The organism is Alishewanella jeotgali KCTC 22429 (assembly GCF_000245735.1).
GTDB classification, from domain to species: domain Bacteria; phylum Pseudomonadota; class Gammaproteobacteria; order Enterobacterales; family Alteromonadaceae; genus Alishewanella; species Alishewanella jeotgali.
In genome coordinates this window covers 47,341-64,459 of the sequence record NZ_AHTH01000002.1, presented here as the reverse complement: position 1 = coordinate 64,459, position 17,119 = coordinate 47,341, and the positions used below count along the sequence as shown (strand labels likewise).

Sequence of the window (17,119 nt, the reverse complement as noted above, 5' to 3'; positions counted from 1 at the left end):
GAACATTCATGGCGGTTCCCGATCTGATCATTCGCCAAAAATCCCACACCGCGGATGCTCGCCATGAATGTTAAAACTATGCTCGCTGATTTCCTCCGATTTGTCACCCCAAAAACCATGCATAAAGCCAGATTTTCTGTCTTGTTAGATGCGGTTACTGCTCTTGCTAAAGACGCTCGTTGCACCGTTACAGCAATTGGTCGCGCTATGCCAGGGCCCTCAGACAAAATCAGCATCAAGCGAGCCGACAGATTACTCAATAATGCCAATCTGCAACGAGAGCTACCATTGATTTATGCCGCGTTGACTGCTTCTGTTGTAACCCCCCATTCCCATCCAACGATTTTAGTCGATTGGAGTAATGCGGATACCGCCAAGCGTCACTTTATTTTACGAGCGAGTATTGCTGCGGACGGCAGAGCATTAACGTTGTTGCAAAAAATCGCTGCTGAAGAAGAGTACACCAGCCCCCGTTTGCATCAGGCATTCTTAGAACAACTTAAAGCTATGTTACCAGAAGGCTGCAAGCCAATTATCGTGACAGACGCCGGATTTAAAGTGCCTTGGTTAAAACAAGTACGCGAATTCGGCTGGCATTATGTCGCCAGAGTCAGAGGGAATGTGAAGCTGAAAGTGGCAGAGCAGGAAGAGTTTATCACTGTTAACCAATTTTATCGTAAGGCCAAAGCCAAGCCCAAGCATGTCGGCAACATCTTACTCACCCAATCTCAGAGCTATGAAACACAAGCTGTTTTGGTTGGAAAAGGTTACAAGTTATTGAAAAGAGATAAAAACAGGCAATACAAAGAGCCTTGGCTATTAGTTTCCTCTTTACCAGAAAGTCATGGATATGCCGAGAAAATTGCCAAATGCTATAGCTGCCGAATGCAGATAGAAGAAAGCTTCCGGGATCAAAAAAGTCACCGTTACGGGTTAGGTAGCGATCTACATGGTACTCGCAAGAAATCACGCTTGGAGATCTTACTGCTCTTGGCAGCCCTGGCTAACTGGTTTCATTACCTGCTTGGCAGTGCGGGTGAGAAGGCTGGCTTACAACGACGTTATCAGGCTAATACCGTTAAGCATAGACGAGTGCTCGCTCTTTGTTCCCTTGGGATACTGCTCTGTAAAGAGCAAAAGCTTAATATAAGTAGGCGATATTATCAGCAAGGGCTAAAGCAAATTTTGCAGTGGATAGCTCAGTGGTGCTGGACACCGGACGATCTGATAGAGTGTGGATAATATGGGGGAGCAATTTGTGGGGATCCCTCAGCCCTGGCATGACATCTGCTAGCTTTTCTGGTGCAGTAGCCACCGCATGAGATAGATCAGTAACACTTCCGTGTTCTATATCAAGATTTTTGTCAGCACCACTATTTGCTTCACCAGTCCACTTTTTTATCCACTGATTTTCACGAGCATATATTTGAGCGAAAATGATGATACCAATGGTCAAACTAACCATTAAACAAAAAAATACAGATTGAATCGGATCAGAGAAATCCGGGAACAGAAAACCAGTAAAATCAGACAACATCATGCAACTGTCTCCAGTACTCGTTCAACTCTTAACTCAGACTCTGATTTAAAAATATTTGCATAATCATTAATTAAGGCTTGTTCATCCGGGTCTAATGAGTGGAATGATAAGTTTTGCTCGGCACATCTTATTAGCAATGTACCCACAGAAGCACCTTCATCAATTAAGTAATCTCGCCCTTCTGCTTCTAACTGGTGTTCATCTTTCTCAAGAAGCTGTAAAAACCCCTCTACTGCACCAACATATAGGTTTAATCCGTTCAATTCATTTAGTTTAGAGTCTAAATTTATTTGATTCTTTGGAATATCAGCTTGTAGTTGGATCAATAATACTTCTTCTTCTGCAGCTAATGAGCCTTGAATATCTTTAGCCAGCACCAGATTTTTAAGTAGAATTTTTTCTTTGGCTAGAGTCTTACTAGCTAATTCCCACTCATTTGTCAGTTCTTTTGAACGAAGAGCCCAAGAGGCCACAAGTTCTTCGAATACAAATGGTGCTAATGCGCAACCGTAAACTTCTTTTAAAATTCGATCCAATCGAATAGCCGCATCATTGGATAATTGGGGGTTTGATTTAATAAGATCTGACGCGATTCTAACTAGAAATAAATCGTCGAGACTTAAGTCATCGAGAGTCTTCGCTGCAATAAATTTCTTTTCAGCCATATTCAGCAACTTTTGAGTTGCTCGCAACCTAAGGTAATGTTCAAAATTATCAGGGGTTTTTAGTAACGCCTTTTTCAGTTCTATCCGAGAAATCTCATAATCATTTAATGCCGATGCAAGCTCAAATGAATGCCTATTTTCATTATCAGCAAATTCGCGCTCAGCAGTTCGAAAAGTCTCCTGATGGCGTTTTGCTTCAGAAAATTCAGCTTCGTTTAATTCTTCATTTTCCTTTTCTGCATTTTGTTGATTTTCGTTTTGCTCACGACGCTTCTGCCAGCGCTTTGCAACTTCTATTGCCCATTTAATAGCAGCATCTATTTTTTTTGCTATTGGGGAATTTTCAAACGCAGTCAGTGCCACAAGGGCTTTTGATAAACCGGAAAGCGCAGCTTTTAGCCAAGGGTAAGGCGCACCTTTCGCTGCCGCCTCTAGAAAAACAGCAAATTTATCTACATAAGGTTTAGCTACGGCCCAAACTTTTTTGACGCCACCAACAAAACTTTCAGCATTTTCGGCCATCCAACCAAGAGCTTTGCCTGCAATCTCTTTAGCTTTCTCAAAGCCCCGGCTAACCGTGTTAGCTACCGAATGCACAAATGAAGACACTGCGTTAAAACAATCGCTAAAAAATCCCATATTCATACTCCTTTATTTATTCTCAAGACCTAATAATTTTTGGCTAATCGTAATATCTGAGGTTGTCATTGCTTGCCGACCTTGAACACCCACGTCTTTTTTTGATTTTATAACTTCATTAATTGCGTCGGTTAAATGCTGAATGGTAAGAGTAGCGCCTTCAACACCGTTAATTAAGGCTTTTGGTAAAGCGGTTCGTAGTACAGTTCTTATTTCTCGACCTGATAACCCATGAGATAATTCTGCACACTCTTGAACCAAGCTTTGATGCTCACCCACGATAGGAATGCCTGGTACTAACATTTTTTTATAAAGAGCTTTTCGCCCTTCAAGATCTGGCAATAAAAATTCTATGTGATATCTAATTCTGCTTACGAATGCTGCATCATAATTCCGAGCAAAATTTGTAGCAAAAACAACGATCCCATCAAAACGCTCTAACTCGATTAATAAAGTCGAGCGCATTGCATTTATTTCATTGTCAATACCTTGAGTTACTGAAGATAATCTCGCCCCCAATAACGTATCAGCTTCATCGAAAAACAGTAAAGCACCAGCCATGGCGGCTTCCATAAATGCAGCTGATATATTTCTCGCAGTTTCGCCTACATATTTACTTTCCAGTTCAGAAATACCTATGTGGATAAAATTTCGGTTTAAAATTCCCGCCAGCGCCTCCGCAGCCATTGTTTTTCCAGTACCTGGTGGGCCATAAAAATTTAGCACCATATTCCTGCCTTGAGGATCTACTTCGCCAAATCCCCAATCGGAATAAATAGTTTTATGATGCTTAAGTGCGCCAATAGCTTCATTGAACATACGCTTAGTATGTGCTGGAAGGATAACATCCTTATCTAAAGATATTTTTGGTTCGCGAACATCAAATTTAATTAGACTTTCCTTCAAAAAAAACTTCCTTTTTATTTAGTTTATCTATGTTGATTTTTTAATTCATGATTTTTAAATAGTATCTTCTCAGCTTCCTAAGGAAAGTAAACCTTGCGGAGGATACCTTTAAAGTTTTGGATGGTGATAGACTTTATCTGTAAGCGTCCGGCGAACACATCTTTTATTTGCTAACTGATCACGCATCATAGTGCTCACTGTTGCCAACTGTGAGGACTTATGAATGACAGCTTTAAAACACCCCGATGTGCGCCGGGTCTTTTCCCCTGAGTTTAAATGGCAGATTGTCCGAGAATCCAAAGAGCGTACACTGTCCGTTTCTGAATTAGCCCGCAAATACGATGTGAACACCAACCAGGTATTTCGCTGGATGCGTGAAGCTGAGGCGGGTCAGGCTTTGTGGGTCAGACGCGCTAAAGGTGAACCGGATGCGCCTGTAGCTGCTTCAGCTTTTCTACCTGTCAGCGTCCGCCCGGCTAATGCAGCAGCCCCCGTTTTGCCTAAAGCTGCCATCACGGTGTCATTTCGAAGTGGTCATCAGTTGATGTTGCACGAGGCGACACCGGCCCTGTTAGCGCAACTGGTGGCAGCGTTATCATGATGATGTTATCGCGTGATGTGCGTATCTGGCTGTGTGCGGGTTTCACCGATATGCGCAAAGGGTTTGATGGCCTGGCTGCCATGGCGCAGCACGTCCTGCAAAAAGACCCTTTCAGTGGTCATGTGTTTGTCTTTCGCGGACGGCGTAGTGACCGGGTGAAATTACTGTGGTGGGATGGTCAGGGCTTGTGTTTATTCTACAAGCGTCTTGAGCAGGGACAGTTCGTCTGGCCTGTCGCAAAATCCGGTGCTGTGCATTTAACCCAAGCGGAGTTAGCGCTACTGCTTGAAGGCTTAGACTGGCGTCCGCCCGCCAGAAAAAATACGCCAAAAAACACAGCTTAAATACAATTAATCAATGAGTTATCCATCGCTTTTTGCTATAATACGCCGCATGAAAATGCTGGCACCTACCTTACCCAATGACCCGAAACAGTTGCAGGCGATTATCCTGCAACTGCAGGAAACGCTTGCCCAGCAAGACACGGTTATTGCGTCATTACGCCATCAATTAGCTGTATTAAAGCGCGCCCGTTTTGGTCGTTCCTCGGAGCATCTGGACAAGCAAATCCATCAACTGGAATTGCAGTTAGAAGAGCTGGAGATGCAGACGGCCGCCTTACCGAAACTTACCGATGGCGCTGTCGAAGAGAAAGCCACTGCGCGTCGTCGTGTGACCTTACCGGCACAGTTACCACGTGAAGAAAAGCGTGTTGATGCACCTTGCCAGTGTCCGGCATGTCAGGGCGAATTAACCCATATCGGTGAGGATGTCTCTGAAATGTTGGATGTCGTACCCGCATCTTATCGGGTTATCCGCATTGTACGCCCTAAGTTCAGCTGCCAGCACTGCGACACGCTGGTACAAGGTCAGGCTCCGGAGCGGGTGATTAAAAAAGGCCTGGCCAGCGCAGCATTGCTGACACAAGTGATTGTCGATAAATACCTCGACCATCAACCACTGTACCGTCAGGCTGAGCGGATGGAGCGGGAAGGCATTGATATCGAGCGCTCGACGCTGGCAGACTGGGTTGGTCAATCCGGTGCATTATTAACGCCCCTTGCTGAGGCGATTGGACGCCATGTCAAAGCCGGTCAACATATCTATGCGGATGACACGACCGCGCCAACCTTATCACCAGGAAAAGGCCGCACGCAAACCGGTCGCTATTGGACGTATGTGCGTGATGGTCGTTCCTGGGGCGATACCACACCGCCTGCCGTGTGGCTGCAATACAGTGAAGATAGAAAAAGTCTGCACCCCACTGCCCATTTAACCGGGTATAAAGGTTCGCTGCAGGCTGATGCCTATGCCGGTTACAATGCCTTATACCAAAACCACATCACCCAGCATGGTTGTTGGGCCCATGTGCGGCGTAAGTTCTATGACATTACCCAATCCGGCCCGTCCCCCTTGGCAGAAGAAGCCCTGACCATAATCCAATCACTGTATGTGATTGAGAAACAGGCGCGAGGGCAACCACCGGATGAACGACAGCGCCTGCGAAGTCTGCAGGCAAAACCTATCCTGGTACAGTTTAACAACTGGTTACAGACAACCCTGCGCACCTTATCAAAAGGCTCTGCGTTGTCTAAAGCTATCCAATATGCACTAAAGCAATGGGACGCGTTGGTGGCGTACGTGGATAATGGTTATGCTGAGATAGATAACAACAGTGCGGAGCGGTCATTACGGCCCATCGCCCTGGGTCGGAAAAACTACCTGTTTGCCGGCTCTGTTGGCGGAGGGGAACGGGCCGCCGTGCTGTATTCGATACTTGGCACCGCCAAGCTCAATGGCATCAATCCCAATGCGTATTTAACTGCCGTGTTAAAACGTATCGGTAATCATCCGATCAACCGCATTGATGAACTGTTACCCTGGAACATCGACTTATCTGTCCAGCCAGGTGATGCGATCTAAGACACTAAGTGTCCACTAAAAATTAAGTGGACACTTAAATTAGAACACCTACCTGTGATCGCCGGACGCTTACCTTTATCTGCATGTTGTTTCCTCAGCTCCCATAAACCGCTTCTAACCGGCTTAAAAGTGACTCCATTACATGAGTTTCTACCTCAACATCCATTCTGCCTGCAACCAAGGTTTGTAGGGTTATGGCGGCTTCAATGTACTGCTTTTGCTCGTCAAAGCTAAAACGTGGCCAGTTATTGGCGTGTTTTTTAGCGTTATGCGCTTTTAATAATAGCTGCAAATTATCAGGGTGGTGTTTGCCCGGTGTTTTGGCATTTAACAGCGCTGTTGCGTGGTCTACCTCGAAATCTAGCCCAAAGTAGGCTTTAAGCTGGCGACTGATGGCTTCAAACTCGTCAATTCGGTATTGCTCAGCCACGCTTAGTTGTTCATTATCGCGCTTTATTATGTCGATACGGCGAAGTGGTGCTAAGTCTTCTTCGACCTCTTCCGCCTCATGTTGCTGCTGTTCGCTAGGGGTTAAAAACCGCACCTTTTTGGGCCGCTCGCTGGCATCAACTTCAATCTGGCTGCCAAAGCCACCACTGGAAATACGAGAGCTTAGCCTAGCGGCAATTTCTCTAAGGCCTGTAGTGTCGTTTTTCTGTTTAGACGCCTGCGCGTCGGCATTGGCCAGTAAATCGGGGAATAACTCCGATACCTTTAGTGCCCATTCCGATACCGTTAGCCAATCGGCCGCGGCACTTAAGGCATAAAGGTATTTGTCGTTTATGGTGATAAGTTCGGTATTCATAACATCCTTGTTATATTTGTTATAACTGCCCGAAAAAGGCTTTTTGGCTTAGTGAATTAAAAAGTTTTTCATCTTCTGCGCCAGATAATTTCTCAATAGTTGAAATTACGAAACTTCTGATTTTGTCATACTTAAATTGCAATTCTAATGTTGGTAAAGGAATCAACAGTTCTTTAAATTGCTTCGCTGTAAGTTGAGGAACCGCTGCACCTTGTCCGATTCTTTGAAAGTGAGATTTCATTGTTCCAGATACTAAAAAGTCATGAAGGAAGCCAACTACAACTTGTTTAGTAGGTCGAATAATCATCATCTGGGCATTTATAAAGGCTTTGTCATAAGCACAATCGAAAATACAGCATGCTCCCAATGTGCCACGTAAGGTAATAATCAAATCACCTTTTTGAGCTTTACCTCTCGATAGAGAGTTATATTTTTCCTCGGTAATAAACTGTTTTGTTCTCAAATCCAGAGCATCTGCGACAATATTTTTGGTGCTAAGGAAAAGCACACCACTTTGAACAATTTCATCACCACTCGGATAGTTGGAAGAACGGTCGCCATTTTCAAATGTAGTTATTTCACCTAACGTTTTAACCCCCCACCCCTTCGGATTCGTCACCGGATCACCAAACATCTCCAAAAACACGGCGCGGAGGAAGTCGTCGGCGAGTTGAATGGCTTGTTGGCGTTTGCGGCGGATGGCGTCGGCTTTGTCCAGAATCGCGGCAATACGTTTTTGCTCGGCTAGTGGTGGGAGTGGCACATCAATAGATTTAAGAAAATCGAGAGTTATACCTTTTACAGTTGCCCCTTTGCCCTCACCCTCGATGTATTGAGCTTTAGACTCAAGAAACCTAAACAGGTAATCGCTTGATATTTCAGTATGGTCATTAACAAATAAAGCCTTTAAATCTTGGTTGATTGCCATATCAACAGTATTGATAGCGAATCTTCCTAAAGCCATTCGAGTTGCAGTAATAATCGTTCCAGCAGGAATAATATTTGTAGCTGAATTTTTGACACCCAAATCATTGATAGTGTCCTCAGTTACCGAAATACGACTTCCTTTTAGGTCTTTAACAGAAGCCCAAGGTATGTCACCTCCCCAAAAACTACTATCACTTTTACTTGGAGTACCACCTCCTTTTATAGAAACTAAGTCTCCTAATTTAACCATCGGCCAACTCACAGCATAGCCTCCAGCTCGTCTAAATCTGCCATAATCTCGCTTTCCAGCGCTTTAAGCTTTTTCAGAATGAGCTTAGGGTCTTCATACTGCTGTTCGGCGTATACCACTTCTTTATAGCGGTTTATGGACAGGTCAAATTTTTGCGCTTTAATAGCCTCGGCCGCAACTACAAAGGCTTTTTGCGTTTTATCGCCAAAGGCTTGCTGAATATCCGCAGCAGGTGCATTCGCTTCTACCAGCTGGCGGTATTGCTTCCACTTGGTAATGGCATCGGGCAGGTCGTTACTGCCCTCGCCTTTTAGCTCGGTGCGTTTGTCGTCCAGCGAATAGCCATCGGCTTGTAAATCGTAAAACCATACCCGTTCAGTCGTGCCGCCTTTGGTAAAGAGCAGAATCGCGGTGCTTACCCCAGCGTAGGGTTTAAACACACCGCTTGGCAGGCTAATAATGCCTTCCAGCTGGTTATTTTCAATAAGCGCCTGGCGCAGCTGTTGGTGCGCTTTAGATGAGCCGAAAAGTACGCCATCGGGCACAATCACTGCTGCCCGGCCACCTAGTTTAAGTGAGCGCAAAATATGCGCAACGAACAGCAGCTCAGTCTTTTTGGTTTTAACCAGGCCCAATACATCAGGGTTGGTATTGGTTTCGTCCAGGCTGCCTTTAAATGGCGGGTTGGCCAGAATTACGTCGAAGAAGTTTTCTTCCTGCCGAGGGTAATTCTCTTTAATCGACTTGCTTAAGCTGTCCTGATACAGAATATTGGCACCGTTAACGCCGTGCAGCGCCATGTTCATGCTGGATACGCGCAGCATGGTGGTGTCGAAGTCAAAGCCCCAAAACATTTGCTTGTTAATATGATCGCGATACGGCTCTAACTTATCACCGGTATAGTGCTTATTGCCGTCTTCATCGGTAAAGGTGCCTGCTTCGCTGGAATACACGCGGTTTAAATATTCCATAGTGCGGGCTAAAAAGCCTGCCGTGCCGCATGACGGGTCGCAGATAACATCGGTTGGTTGCGGATCCATCAGCTCGATCATGGCATCAATAATATGCCTTGGGGTACGAAACTGGCCGTTAATGCCGGCGGTCGTTAGCTTGCTTAACAGATACTCGTAAATATCACCCTTTACATCGCTTTGTGTAAGCGGCAACGCATCAACCATGGATATTGCGCTGGATAGTACCGATTCATTTTTAATTTCGAGATCGGCATCTTGCATATATTCACCAATATGGCCCAGCGCTTCTATGGCACTACCCTCTTCACCCAGGCCATCTTGCTGATCTGACTTTTTACCCAGGGTGGCAAAAAACGGAAACACCTGCTGCTTTAAATGGCTCTGCAGCTCTTTACCACTTTTTTGCTTAAAGTTTTTCCAGCGCAGCAATTGCCCCTCAGGAGTATTTGGAAAAATGCGAGAAAAGGCATTACCCGTACGGTTAGCTTTGCGCTCAGCCATGTCTTCCTGCATGTCGAGCATGCGGGCAAACATCAGATAGCTGATTTGCTCAATTACCGTTAATGGGTTAGTGATACCGCCTGTCCAAAACTTTTCCCAAAGTTTGTCGATATCATTACGAATTTGGCCTGTTAGCATTTAGTTGTTCTCAATTTCGGTTTCTTGGATGTTATCAGCACTGGCATCCTTAATTTCGGATTGTGTCTCATTAATCAGCATTTGATCTGCTGCAATAAAGTCGATTTCAAGCGCCGCCTTATCGGCAAAATAGCTTGGAAGTTCACCTCTGATAGCCGGTGCAAGATTCTTAAACTCGCCGACTTGCTTCACCAAGTTACCCTTACCACTAACCAGTTGATTTTCGGCCATGGAATAAGCATCAGAAGCCGTATCCAAACCTTTCTTAATCCGTTCAAAGCTTCCCAGAAAGGTGTTTAATTTTTTAAATACGGCTTCCGCTTTGTTTGCTAAAGCTGCAGTGTGTTTATTTTGATCTTCATAGCGCCATAACTGACGCACTATGTTTAGACTGGTAAGTAATGTGGTTGGGGTTGCAACCAAAACATTATTTTCTATCGCCTGTTGGAACAATGTTTCGTCAGCTTTTAGTGCTTCAACAAATGCAGATTCAATCGGGATAAACATAAATACCATTTCTGGCGAGTTTAAGCCTGGCAGCTTGTAATAATTGCGATCAGCTAACTCTTTAATGCGGCTACCTACAGCATGAACATGCTCTTTTAAAGCTTGAGACCGCTCTAGTTCATCTTCCGAATTAACAAAGCGAGTATAAGCATTAAGTGACACTTTGGCATCAATGATCAAGTGCCTGCCCTGTGGCAAATACACCACGGCATCAGGCCTTTGACGGCCCTCTTCCGAAGTAAAACTAACTTCACGTTGATAATCTTTTCCAAGCTGCAAGCCCGAACGATCCAGCACGTTCTCAAGAACCAATTCACCCCAATTTCCTTGTAATTTTTTCTGTCCACGCAAAGCCGTTGATAGCTCATGCGCTTCTGTGGTGATTTTCTGATTAAGTTCTTTCAGTGACTCCAGCTCTTTGCGCAACTCACCTTGCTGCGTAGTTTCACGGTGATGTATTTCCTGTACTTCTTTTTTGAAGCTATCAATTGACTGTTGAAATGGACTCATAACCGAACTTAACGTCAGCTTGCTGCTTTCCTGCAATGACTTAGTCTTAGCTTCTAATATTTCATTCGACAGAACTTTAAATTGCTCAGCTAAGCTCTGCTTCTGCTTCTCAAAATTGGCTACTTCACGAGCATGGCTAGCTTCTCGTTCGTCTAATTCTGTTTTAAGTTGAGTATGTGCTTTCACCAAAGCTTGATGTTCAGCTTGTAACGTTTCATTCCGCTGTTTTTCTGCCATCAGGCTTTCTCTTTGTTCTGCGAAATGTTTTCGAGCTTCTTCCAATTTACTACTCAAGGACTCCGTTGCTTTGCCCTCTTCCGCCAATAAATCTTTTAGCTGATTTACTTGTAACCGCTCTTGCTGCAAACCCTGCTCCGATTTATCTAAGCGGCTACGTAACTCCTGAACCTGCTCTTTAAGACTGCGGTTATCTGCCTGCGCCGTTTCCAACAGTTTCTCCGCATTATGATGCTGCGCTCTTACAACTTCTAATACCTGACTTTGATTGTTGAATTCATTTTTACGGTCACCAAGCTCTGCGGTTAAACGCTGCTCGGTGGCATCTGCTGCTGTGAGCTGGGTTTGTAGCTTGCTTTCTGATAGCTCTTTTTGCCGCAGCGCATCATCTGCCTGGCCCAGTTTTAGCTGTAGCTGCTGGTTTTGGCTATTGGCTTGCTCCATTGCTTGTTGGGCTTGCTGCAACTGCGCGTTTAATGCGGCAACCATACTGCTAGCAACTGCTTTGGCGATAAAATATCCCAGCGCCAGTAACACTATGGCGGCAATAACTGCCATTACGATCAGGCTTGTTGTCCATTCAATACTCTGCATTGTCACTCCTGTGAAGCGATAGGTTGGTTTGATGTTATTGGCGGTACAGTTTGCATAAAGGGTTTAAGCACAGAAATTAAATCGGTAATGTCGTCAGCAGCAAATACGCCATCGATACCCTCGTGCGATACAGCAGTAAAGGGGGCGTCATACAGCTTTTCAATGACAATACTGCCATGCTGCGCGATATAGGTTTTCAGCAGGTTCATAAAATTTACCTGCTTTGCTGTTAAGCTCGGGTGGCTGTGCAGGAACCGTTTAAAGTGTTCCTCTATGGCTTGCACATCTACCCCAATCATTTCCCGTACTGTGATATGCAGCTCTTTGGCGGTTCTGCCATAAAACTCGTTTAGCACTTCAAGGCTGACGCCTGGGTGGCTGGTGAGTATGGTTGAGGTAAGGCTTTGCAGCTCGTGCTCAGCAATAGGCTCGCCTTTACGGATTTTTTGCAATGTCGGGTTAGCGGCAATCATTTGCTCTAAAATGGTTTTTAGCCTTCGCCGGTATAACATGGCCTCGTCTGCACCAGCAATTTTCACTTCTCGCACAGCTTCTTTTATCCCACCATCCAGGGTGCGGGTTGTGGCAGTTTCATAAAACGGGCCGGTGCCTGGTTGGCGGTACTTCATAATGCCACGCAACTCTTCCCGAACATGTTCTAGCGAAGGAATACTGGGGTTTTGCCAGAATGCGCCACTGCGTACTTTGGCAATAATTTCATCTTTTTGCCGCACAGCCTGAATATTGACGGCCAATTTATCCAGATCAGCTAATAATTCGTTGCGGCCATCTGCGAAGCAGCTGGCTTGCTCTACCATGCAGCGCTCTATAGTGGCCATCAATTTATCTAACTGCGTTGCATGCTTATCACGCAGTACGCGAGCCGACATTAAGGGAGCAATGTCGTTTAGCAACAGATGCAGGGTTTTCGCATCCAGCTTGTTTAGTAAATCGGTTTGTTGTAGTTGATGAACGATACGCAATTTCCGCCTAACTGCGACACTGTTATCGGGTAGATCATTGATATCTGCCCGCAACAAGGCCACTGCGGCATCAAATGCTTCGGCATGATTATGTTTTAATGCCGCCTGTGCCAGCGTTAAACGTGCTTCGAAGGTGGATTGTAGTAAAGATTTTCCACCGGTATCTTCAGGCTCCTGATATTCCTGCTCGAAAAACTCAAAGTTGCCGTAATGGTCGAAAATCAGAAATTCTGTTTTGTGCTTACCCGGGCCAAACAAATTTTGCCGCAACCGAGTGCCACGGCCAATCATTTGCCAGAACTTCACCCAGCTTTTAACCGGTTTAGCAAAAACCAGGTTGACTACCTCGGGTACGTCGATGCCGGTATCGAGCATATCTACCGAAATGGCGATGCGAAAATCGTTATCGGCCTTTTTAAACTCTTTAATTAAACTTTCAACATGCGGAATATCGTTATGGATAACCTTGCAAACCTTTGCGCCATATTGTGGATATAACTTTTCACAGAATAACTTGGCTAAATGTTCAGCATGGTCTTGGCGCTGGGCAAAAATAATGGTTTTCCCAACCAGGGAGCCGGTTTCATCTTTGATGCCATTGTTGATCAGGTTTTCAAGAATGATACGATCCGTATCTTCACTGAAAATTTTCCGGCCGATATCTTTACCCGCTATGGTTGTTTTTCGCGCTTCGTCTTCGCCCAAATCTTCTTCTAATTGACGCTGTTGCTCTGTAGTTAGCTGGCTATAGTGAATACCGTCACGCAAAAAATCCGTAGTAAGATCTTTTACCCGAAACGGCACCAGATAAGGTGGCTCATTATTAATAGCGGCATCCAAGCCAAACTCAAAGGTAGGATCGGTGGCTTCGCAATCAAAAATATCAAATGTATTGCGGCTAATAAACTTCACTGGCGTTGCGGTTAAGCCAACCTGTAACGCATCAAAGTACTCGAATAAGTCGCGGTATTTATTGTAAATACTACGATGTGACTCATCAGCAATGATAAGGTCAAAAAAACCAACATCCAGCTGGGCGAAACGGTTCATCATGCCAGGGTAAGTAGCGATATATACCCTGGCGCTTTGATCTATTTTATTCGTTTCGCCAATGACACAGCGTGGCTCTGAGGGTAAGTTTTGTTTAAATGCATCGTCAGCTTGTACCCGTAACTCTTTGCGATCACAGAGGAACAGCACACGTTTGGCCCAACCGGTTCTAAGTAATAATTCTGCCAGAGCAATGGCAACACGGGTTTTGCCTGTGCCAGTAGCCTGAATGATTAATGCTTTACGTCGCTGGTTCTGAAAATGTTCGGCTACGGTTTTTATCGCTTCAATTTGATAAGGCCGATCGGCGATATTTAAATCTGGGTTAAATCGCTCTAACTCTGCAGCGCGGTAGTTTCGCTGGTAAATCAAATAATCTAGGCTGTCTTTGCTATAAAAGCCATATACCGGCCGGTAGGTATTATATTGGGTATCATCCCAGATAAAGGTTTCATAACCATTGGTATAAAAGATAACCGGCCGTTGATACCCCATTCGTTCAAGTGAGTCTGCATACATGCGCGCCTGCTCACGCCCAGCCTGTAAACTGGTGTTACCCGACTTTTTCGCCTCGACTACCGCCAATGGCTGGCCGTTGTCAGCCCACAACACATAATCGACAAAGCCTTTGCCACTTGGGTTATTGGGAAAGTCGACCTCAACTTCTTGCCCAACCTTTTCCGGATCAGAGACATCCCAACCTGCTTGTAATAGCATGGCATCGATCATTAATGCCCGGGTTTTTGCTTCACTCCACTGCAGGCTATCAGCCACTTGCTGGCTTTGCTGCTTCTGCTGTTGCAGTACAGGTTTAGGCGGTAAGCCAATTTTATCGGCATTTTTAGCGCGTTCGGCATCCAGTTTTTCAAAAACCTTTTCCAGATCTTCTTGCTGCTTTTTCAGCTCTTTTTCGTACTCAAATACCGTTTTTTGCAGCTGATTAAGTGTTTTGCTCGGATCCGGTACCTCGGCAAAGCCGGGTATTTGATTTTGATCTTTACTGTAATATTTTACCGCCAGGTAAATGGCCAGTTGATGAGCCGTACGCAGTGCCATTTGTGCATTTTGTAACTCCCCTTCAGCACCGTGGGCGGTATCGTTGCCTTTAACCCTTATAAAGTTAATTTGGTAGATGAGGGATTTACTTACACAATCTTCAAAAACGGGGCTTTTTAGCAGTTCATAAAAACTTGCCTGCGGCATACGCGGCAGCAATTCTTCTTTATAAATGGTTTTGGTAAGTTCTTCAGCAAAGCTACGCAGGCGCACTAATGTGCTACCCGGATCGATATACAACACTGCTTCAGCTAAGGCGCACAGGTTTGCCAGGTTGTCGTTTTCCGGCCTTAAAAATTCAAAATTTGTTGATATCATCTTTTGCATTTTTCCCTGTTACTGTCGGCTTGGGCATTAGCTTAAGTTATGTACTGTAAACTGCCGCACAAATCAGTTCGTCCCTGAATTAGCGATTGCTACTGAATTTACCCTTATTAGTCATTGTTGTACAGTTTGGGCGTCTCTTTAGTGGCAGATAAATTTTTAATCGTGCTAAGCTAATCAATGTTTCTAAATGAAAAACAAGCATTATGATTATAAGCGCTTAATCTACAAGCTTTGTGCATATGTTTATTAATTTCATAGTACCTAAAAACTATGTCCGCCTGAAAACTAGCCTTACTGCGCTGAAGAGATACCAAACTAACCCCAACAACCAAATCACGGCGCTAATAAGGGTTGCAATAGCCTCAAGCAATATGCGCAGTGCTTTAGTGATAGATTTTGCCAACTTCGGAGCCAGAGTGATGTAGCCTGCGTAGCGGCTTTTCGTAGCTTTAGCAAGTTTTGACAAACGGGCGGTATCGTTAAAGTCATCTGCAATAGCTAGGGTTCGTGAAAGTCCCAGAAATCCGGAACTACCGCTGATAACTCGCAGATCATCAACACCGGAAGCTAAAGGTTCAAGAGCCTTAATGTTGACTGACTTTTTGCTAAGTTCAAGCAATTCATCGGCTTGCTTTTTATTGATTGAGTCAATGTCGATTTTTTTAAAAGCGAGAGCTAGTTCGTCAACGGCATTTTTATCTACGATGTTGTCCAGATGACCTGAGACAAATTTCTCAAGTTTCTTTGATAATTTACCGGCTTTTTTGGCTCCTTTTATGGCAGTAACAGAAGATCTTAGAGGCACGCCGGCTACAGCGCTACTACCACCATTAAAAATTGCCGATACAGTCAATGCGGTGCCAACCACGCCGACTAGGGACAAGCTCACGTTAAAGGAGTTGTAATCCGGATAAGCTTGGAATTCATTTGCTAGATCGCGAAAATCCGATATGCCAAATAGATCAGAGCCCAAAGCACCAGCCATTGCATATCCTGAAGTAATTTCGCCTGTTTTAGCTCCCTCTAAAACCTTACGACTGTTGCGTGAGACCGTTTGCCAGGAACCATTCTCTTTATCAAGCTGGCTGATAAGAGCGGGTTCAAATTCGATACCCTGCTCTGTGCCAATTTCACGGATAATATTAGCAAGCTCAATTTCATTTTCCTCTAGCGCAGCTTTAAGGTGAATATTGAACTCTTTGTCTGGTACAAAACGTAGATGTACTCGAGCAATAGCTTCACTTGCATGTTGGTGCACTAAAAACAATACCGAATCATACGCCAGTGGTAACAGGAAAACGCCGGAGCCTAAAAAGAATATGATAAAAACAATAAAACGTAATACTTTCATAAACATCCTTGTTGCTTAAAAATTATGCCATCTCAGAAACTTTGCTATCTATGGAGGCATTTTTAACACTTTGCTGTAACGCGTTGCGTACCTCATCGCGCTTTTGACGACTTAGAAAATCAAGATTCGCTGAACCAAAAGCACCAGCTACATTCAGGCAATATCGAACATGCTTTTTAGTAGTTTGTTTGAATTTTGTCTTCCCTTTGGCAGTTGTTCCAGTAACAACTTGCTGCTTAGTGTTCCAGCGCTGAGTATCTAGATACAGATTCTCAATTGTAGAAAGTGGTACCGATTTTCGTCGCATCAAATTCCAGTACGGCTGCATTAACACAATGGCCAGAATACTGTTTTCAAGATCACTTGCTGGAAAGGTAAAGGTTTGAGTTACCTGATCAATTTTATAAAGATGATTTGCCCGATAGATAATTGTGCTTTGGATTAAGATCACTAACAGGATCAGCGGCAAAAATTGCAGCAAATCGAACAGGTAGCAGATAAAACTTGCAATAACGCTTAAAATTAACAGGTTAGCCCCGGCTTTTCGAAGCGCCATCCAAACGTCATAAATTTGATAGACTTTCATTTAAATCCTTTTAAACACCCGAAGTATCGGCTACTAAATGCTCTTATCC

General features: G+C 44.5%; 14 protein-coding genes. 4 read left to right on the top strand and 10 right to left on the bottom strand.

The features are described from left to right. Positions 1-54: 54 nt before the first annotated feature. Positions 55-1,242: an IS4 family transposase gene (locus AJE_RS00475; protein ID WP_083216315.1), complete on the top strand. Its 1,188-nt coding sequence runs from the start codon at positions 55-57 to the stop codon at positions 1,240-1,242. Here AJE_RS00475 and AJE_RS18350 read toward each other — a convergent pair. The 3 genes from AJE_RS18350 to AJE_RS00465 are packed head-to-tail and all read right to left on the bottom strand — an operon-like array spanning position 1,142 to position 3,750. After that, entirely contained in the window at positions 1,142-1,540 is a 399-nt protein-coding gene (locus AJE_RS18350; protein ID WP_138984168.1) for a hypothetical protein, read from the bottom strand. The genes AJE_RS00475 and AJE_RS18350 overlap by 101 nt on opposite strands. Further along, entirely contained in the window at positions 1,537-2,844 is a 1,308-nt protein-coding gene (locus tag AJE_RS00470; protein ID WP_008949181.1) for a hypothetical protein, read from the bottom strand. Before AJE_RS00470 ends, AJE_RS18350 begins: the two co-directional genes overlap by 4 nt. Positions 2,845-2,856: 12 nt before the next feature. Next, complete coding sequence (locus AJE_RS00465; RefSeq protein WP_008949180.1) at positions 2,857-3,750, bottom strand: ATP-binding protein; 894 nt, start codon at positions 3,748-3,750, stop codon at positions 2,857-2,859. 223 nt (positions 3,751-3,973) lie between these two features. On the opposite strand from AJE_RS00465, the gene tnpA reads away from it, so the two are divergent. Genes tnpA through tnpC form a run of 3 tightly spaced genes read left to right on the top strand, consistent with a single transcriptional unit; the run spans position 3,974 to position 6,274 of the window. After that, on the top strand, positions 3,974-4,351 hold the full coding sequence (gene tnpA / locus AJE_RS00460) for an IS66-like element accessory protein TnpA (protein ID WP_008606916.1): 378 nt from the start codon (positions 3,974-3,976) through the stop codon (positions 4,349-4,351). Next, on the top strand, positions 4,348-4,695 hold the full coding sequence (gene tnpB / locus AJE_RS00455) for an IS66 family insertion sequence element accessory protein TnpB (RefSeq protein WP_008606915.1): 348 nt from the start codon (positions 4,348-4,350) through the stop codon (positions 4,693-4,695). The genes tnpA and tnpB overlap by 4 nt, the downstream gene beginning before the upstream one ends. A gap of 49 nt (positions 4,696-4,744) precedes the next feature. Continuing rightward, the gene (gene tnpC, locus AJE_RS00450) at positions 4,745-6,274 is read left to right on the top strand and encodes an IS66 family transposase (RefSeq protein ID WP_039927826.1); all 1,530 of its coding nucleotides are present in this window, start codon (positions 4,745-4,747) and stop codon (positions 6,272-6,274) included. A 94-nt stretch (positions 6,275-6,368) separates the two neighbouring features. Here tnpC and AJE_RS00445 read toward each other — a convergent pair whose 3' ends face one another. The 7 genes from AJE_RS00445 to AJE_RS00415 form a co-directional block, all read right to left on the bottom strand. Further along, positions 6,369-7,079: an HNH endonuclease signature motif containing protein gene (locus tag AJE_RS00445; RefSeq protein WP_008949178.1), complete on the bottom strand. Its 711-nt coding sequence runs from the start codon at positions 7,077-7,079 to the stop codon at positions 6,369-6,371. Positions 7,080-7,098: 19 nt separating this feature from the next. Beyond that, a complete protein-coding gene (locus AJE_RS00440) occupies positions 7,099-8,268 on the bottom strand; it encodes a restriction endonuclease subunit S (protein WP_008949177.1) in 1,170 nt (389 codons plus the stop codon). Further along, on the bottom strand, positions 8,265-9,869 hold the full coding sequence (locus AJE_RS00435; protein WP_008949176.1) for a type I restriction-modification system subunit M: 1,605 nt from the start codon (positions 9,867-9,869) through the stop codon (positions 8,265-8,267). Before AJE_RS00435 ends, AJE_RS00440 begins: the two co-directional genes overlap by 4 nt. Further along, a complete protein-coding gene (locus AJE_RS00430) occupies positions 9,870-11,717 on the bottom strand; it encodes a DNA recombination protein RmuC (RefSeq protein WP_008949175.1) in 1,848 nt (615 codons plus the stop codon). Positions 11,718-11,719: 2 nt separating this feature from the next. Continuing rightward, the gene (locus tag AJE_RS00425) at positions 11,720-15,124 is read right to left on the bottom strand and encodes a type I restriction endonuclease subunit R (protein ID WP_039927835.1); all 3,405 of its coding nucleotides are present in this window, start codon (positions 15,122-15,124) and stop codon (positions 11,720-11,722) included. Positions 15,125-15,401: 277 nt separating this feature from the next. Beyond that, a complete protein-coding gene (locus tag AJE_RS00420; RefSeq protein WP_008949173.1) occupies positions 15,402-16,484 on the bottom strand; it encodes a hypothetical protein in 1,083 nt (360 codons plus the stop codon). A gap of 22 nt (positions 16,485-16,506) precedes the next feature. Next, positions 16,507-17,070 carry a hypothetical protein gene (locus AJE_RS00415; RefSeq protein ID WP_008949172.1) on the bottom strand — a complete coding sequence of 188 codons (564 nt, stop codon included), beginning with the start codon at positions 17,068-17,070 and terminating at the stop codon, positions 16,507-16,509. Between the last annotated feature and the right edge of the window lie 49 nt (positions 17,071-17,119).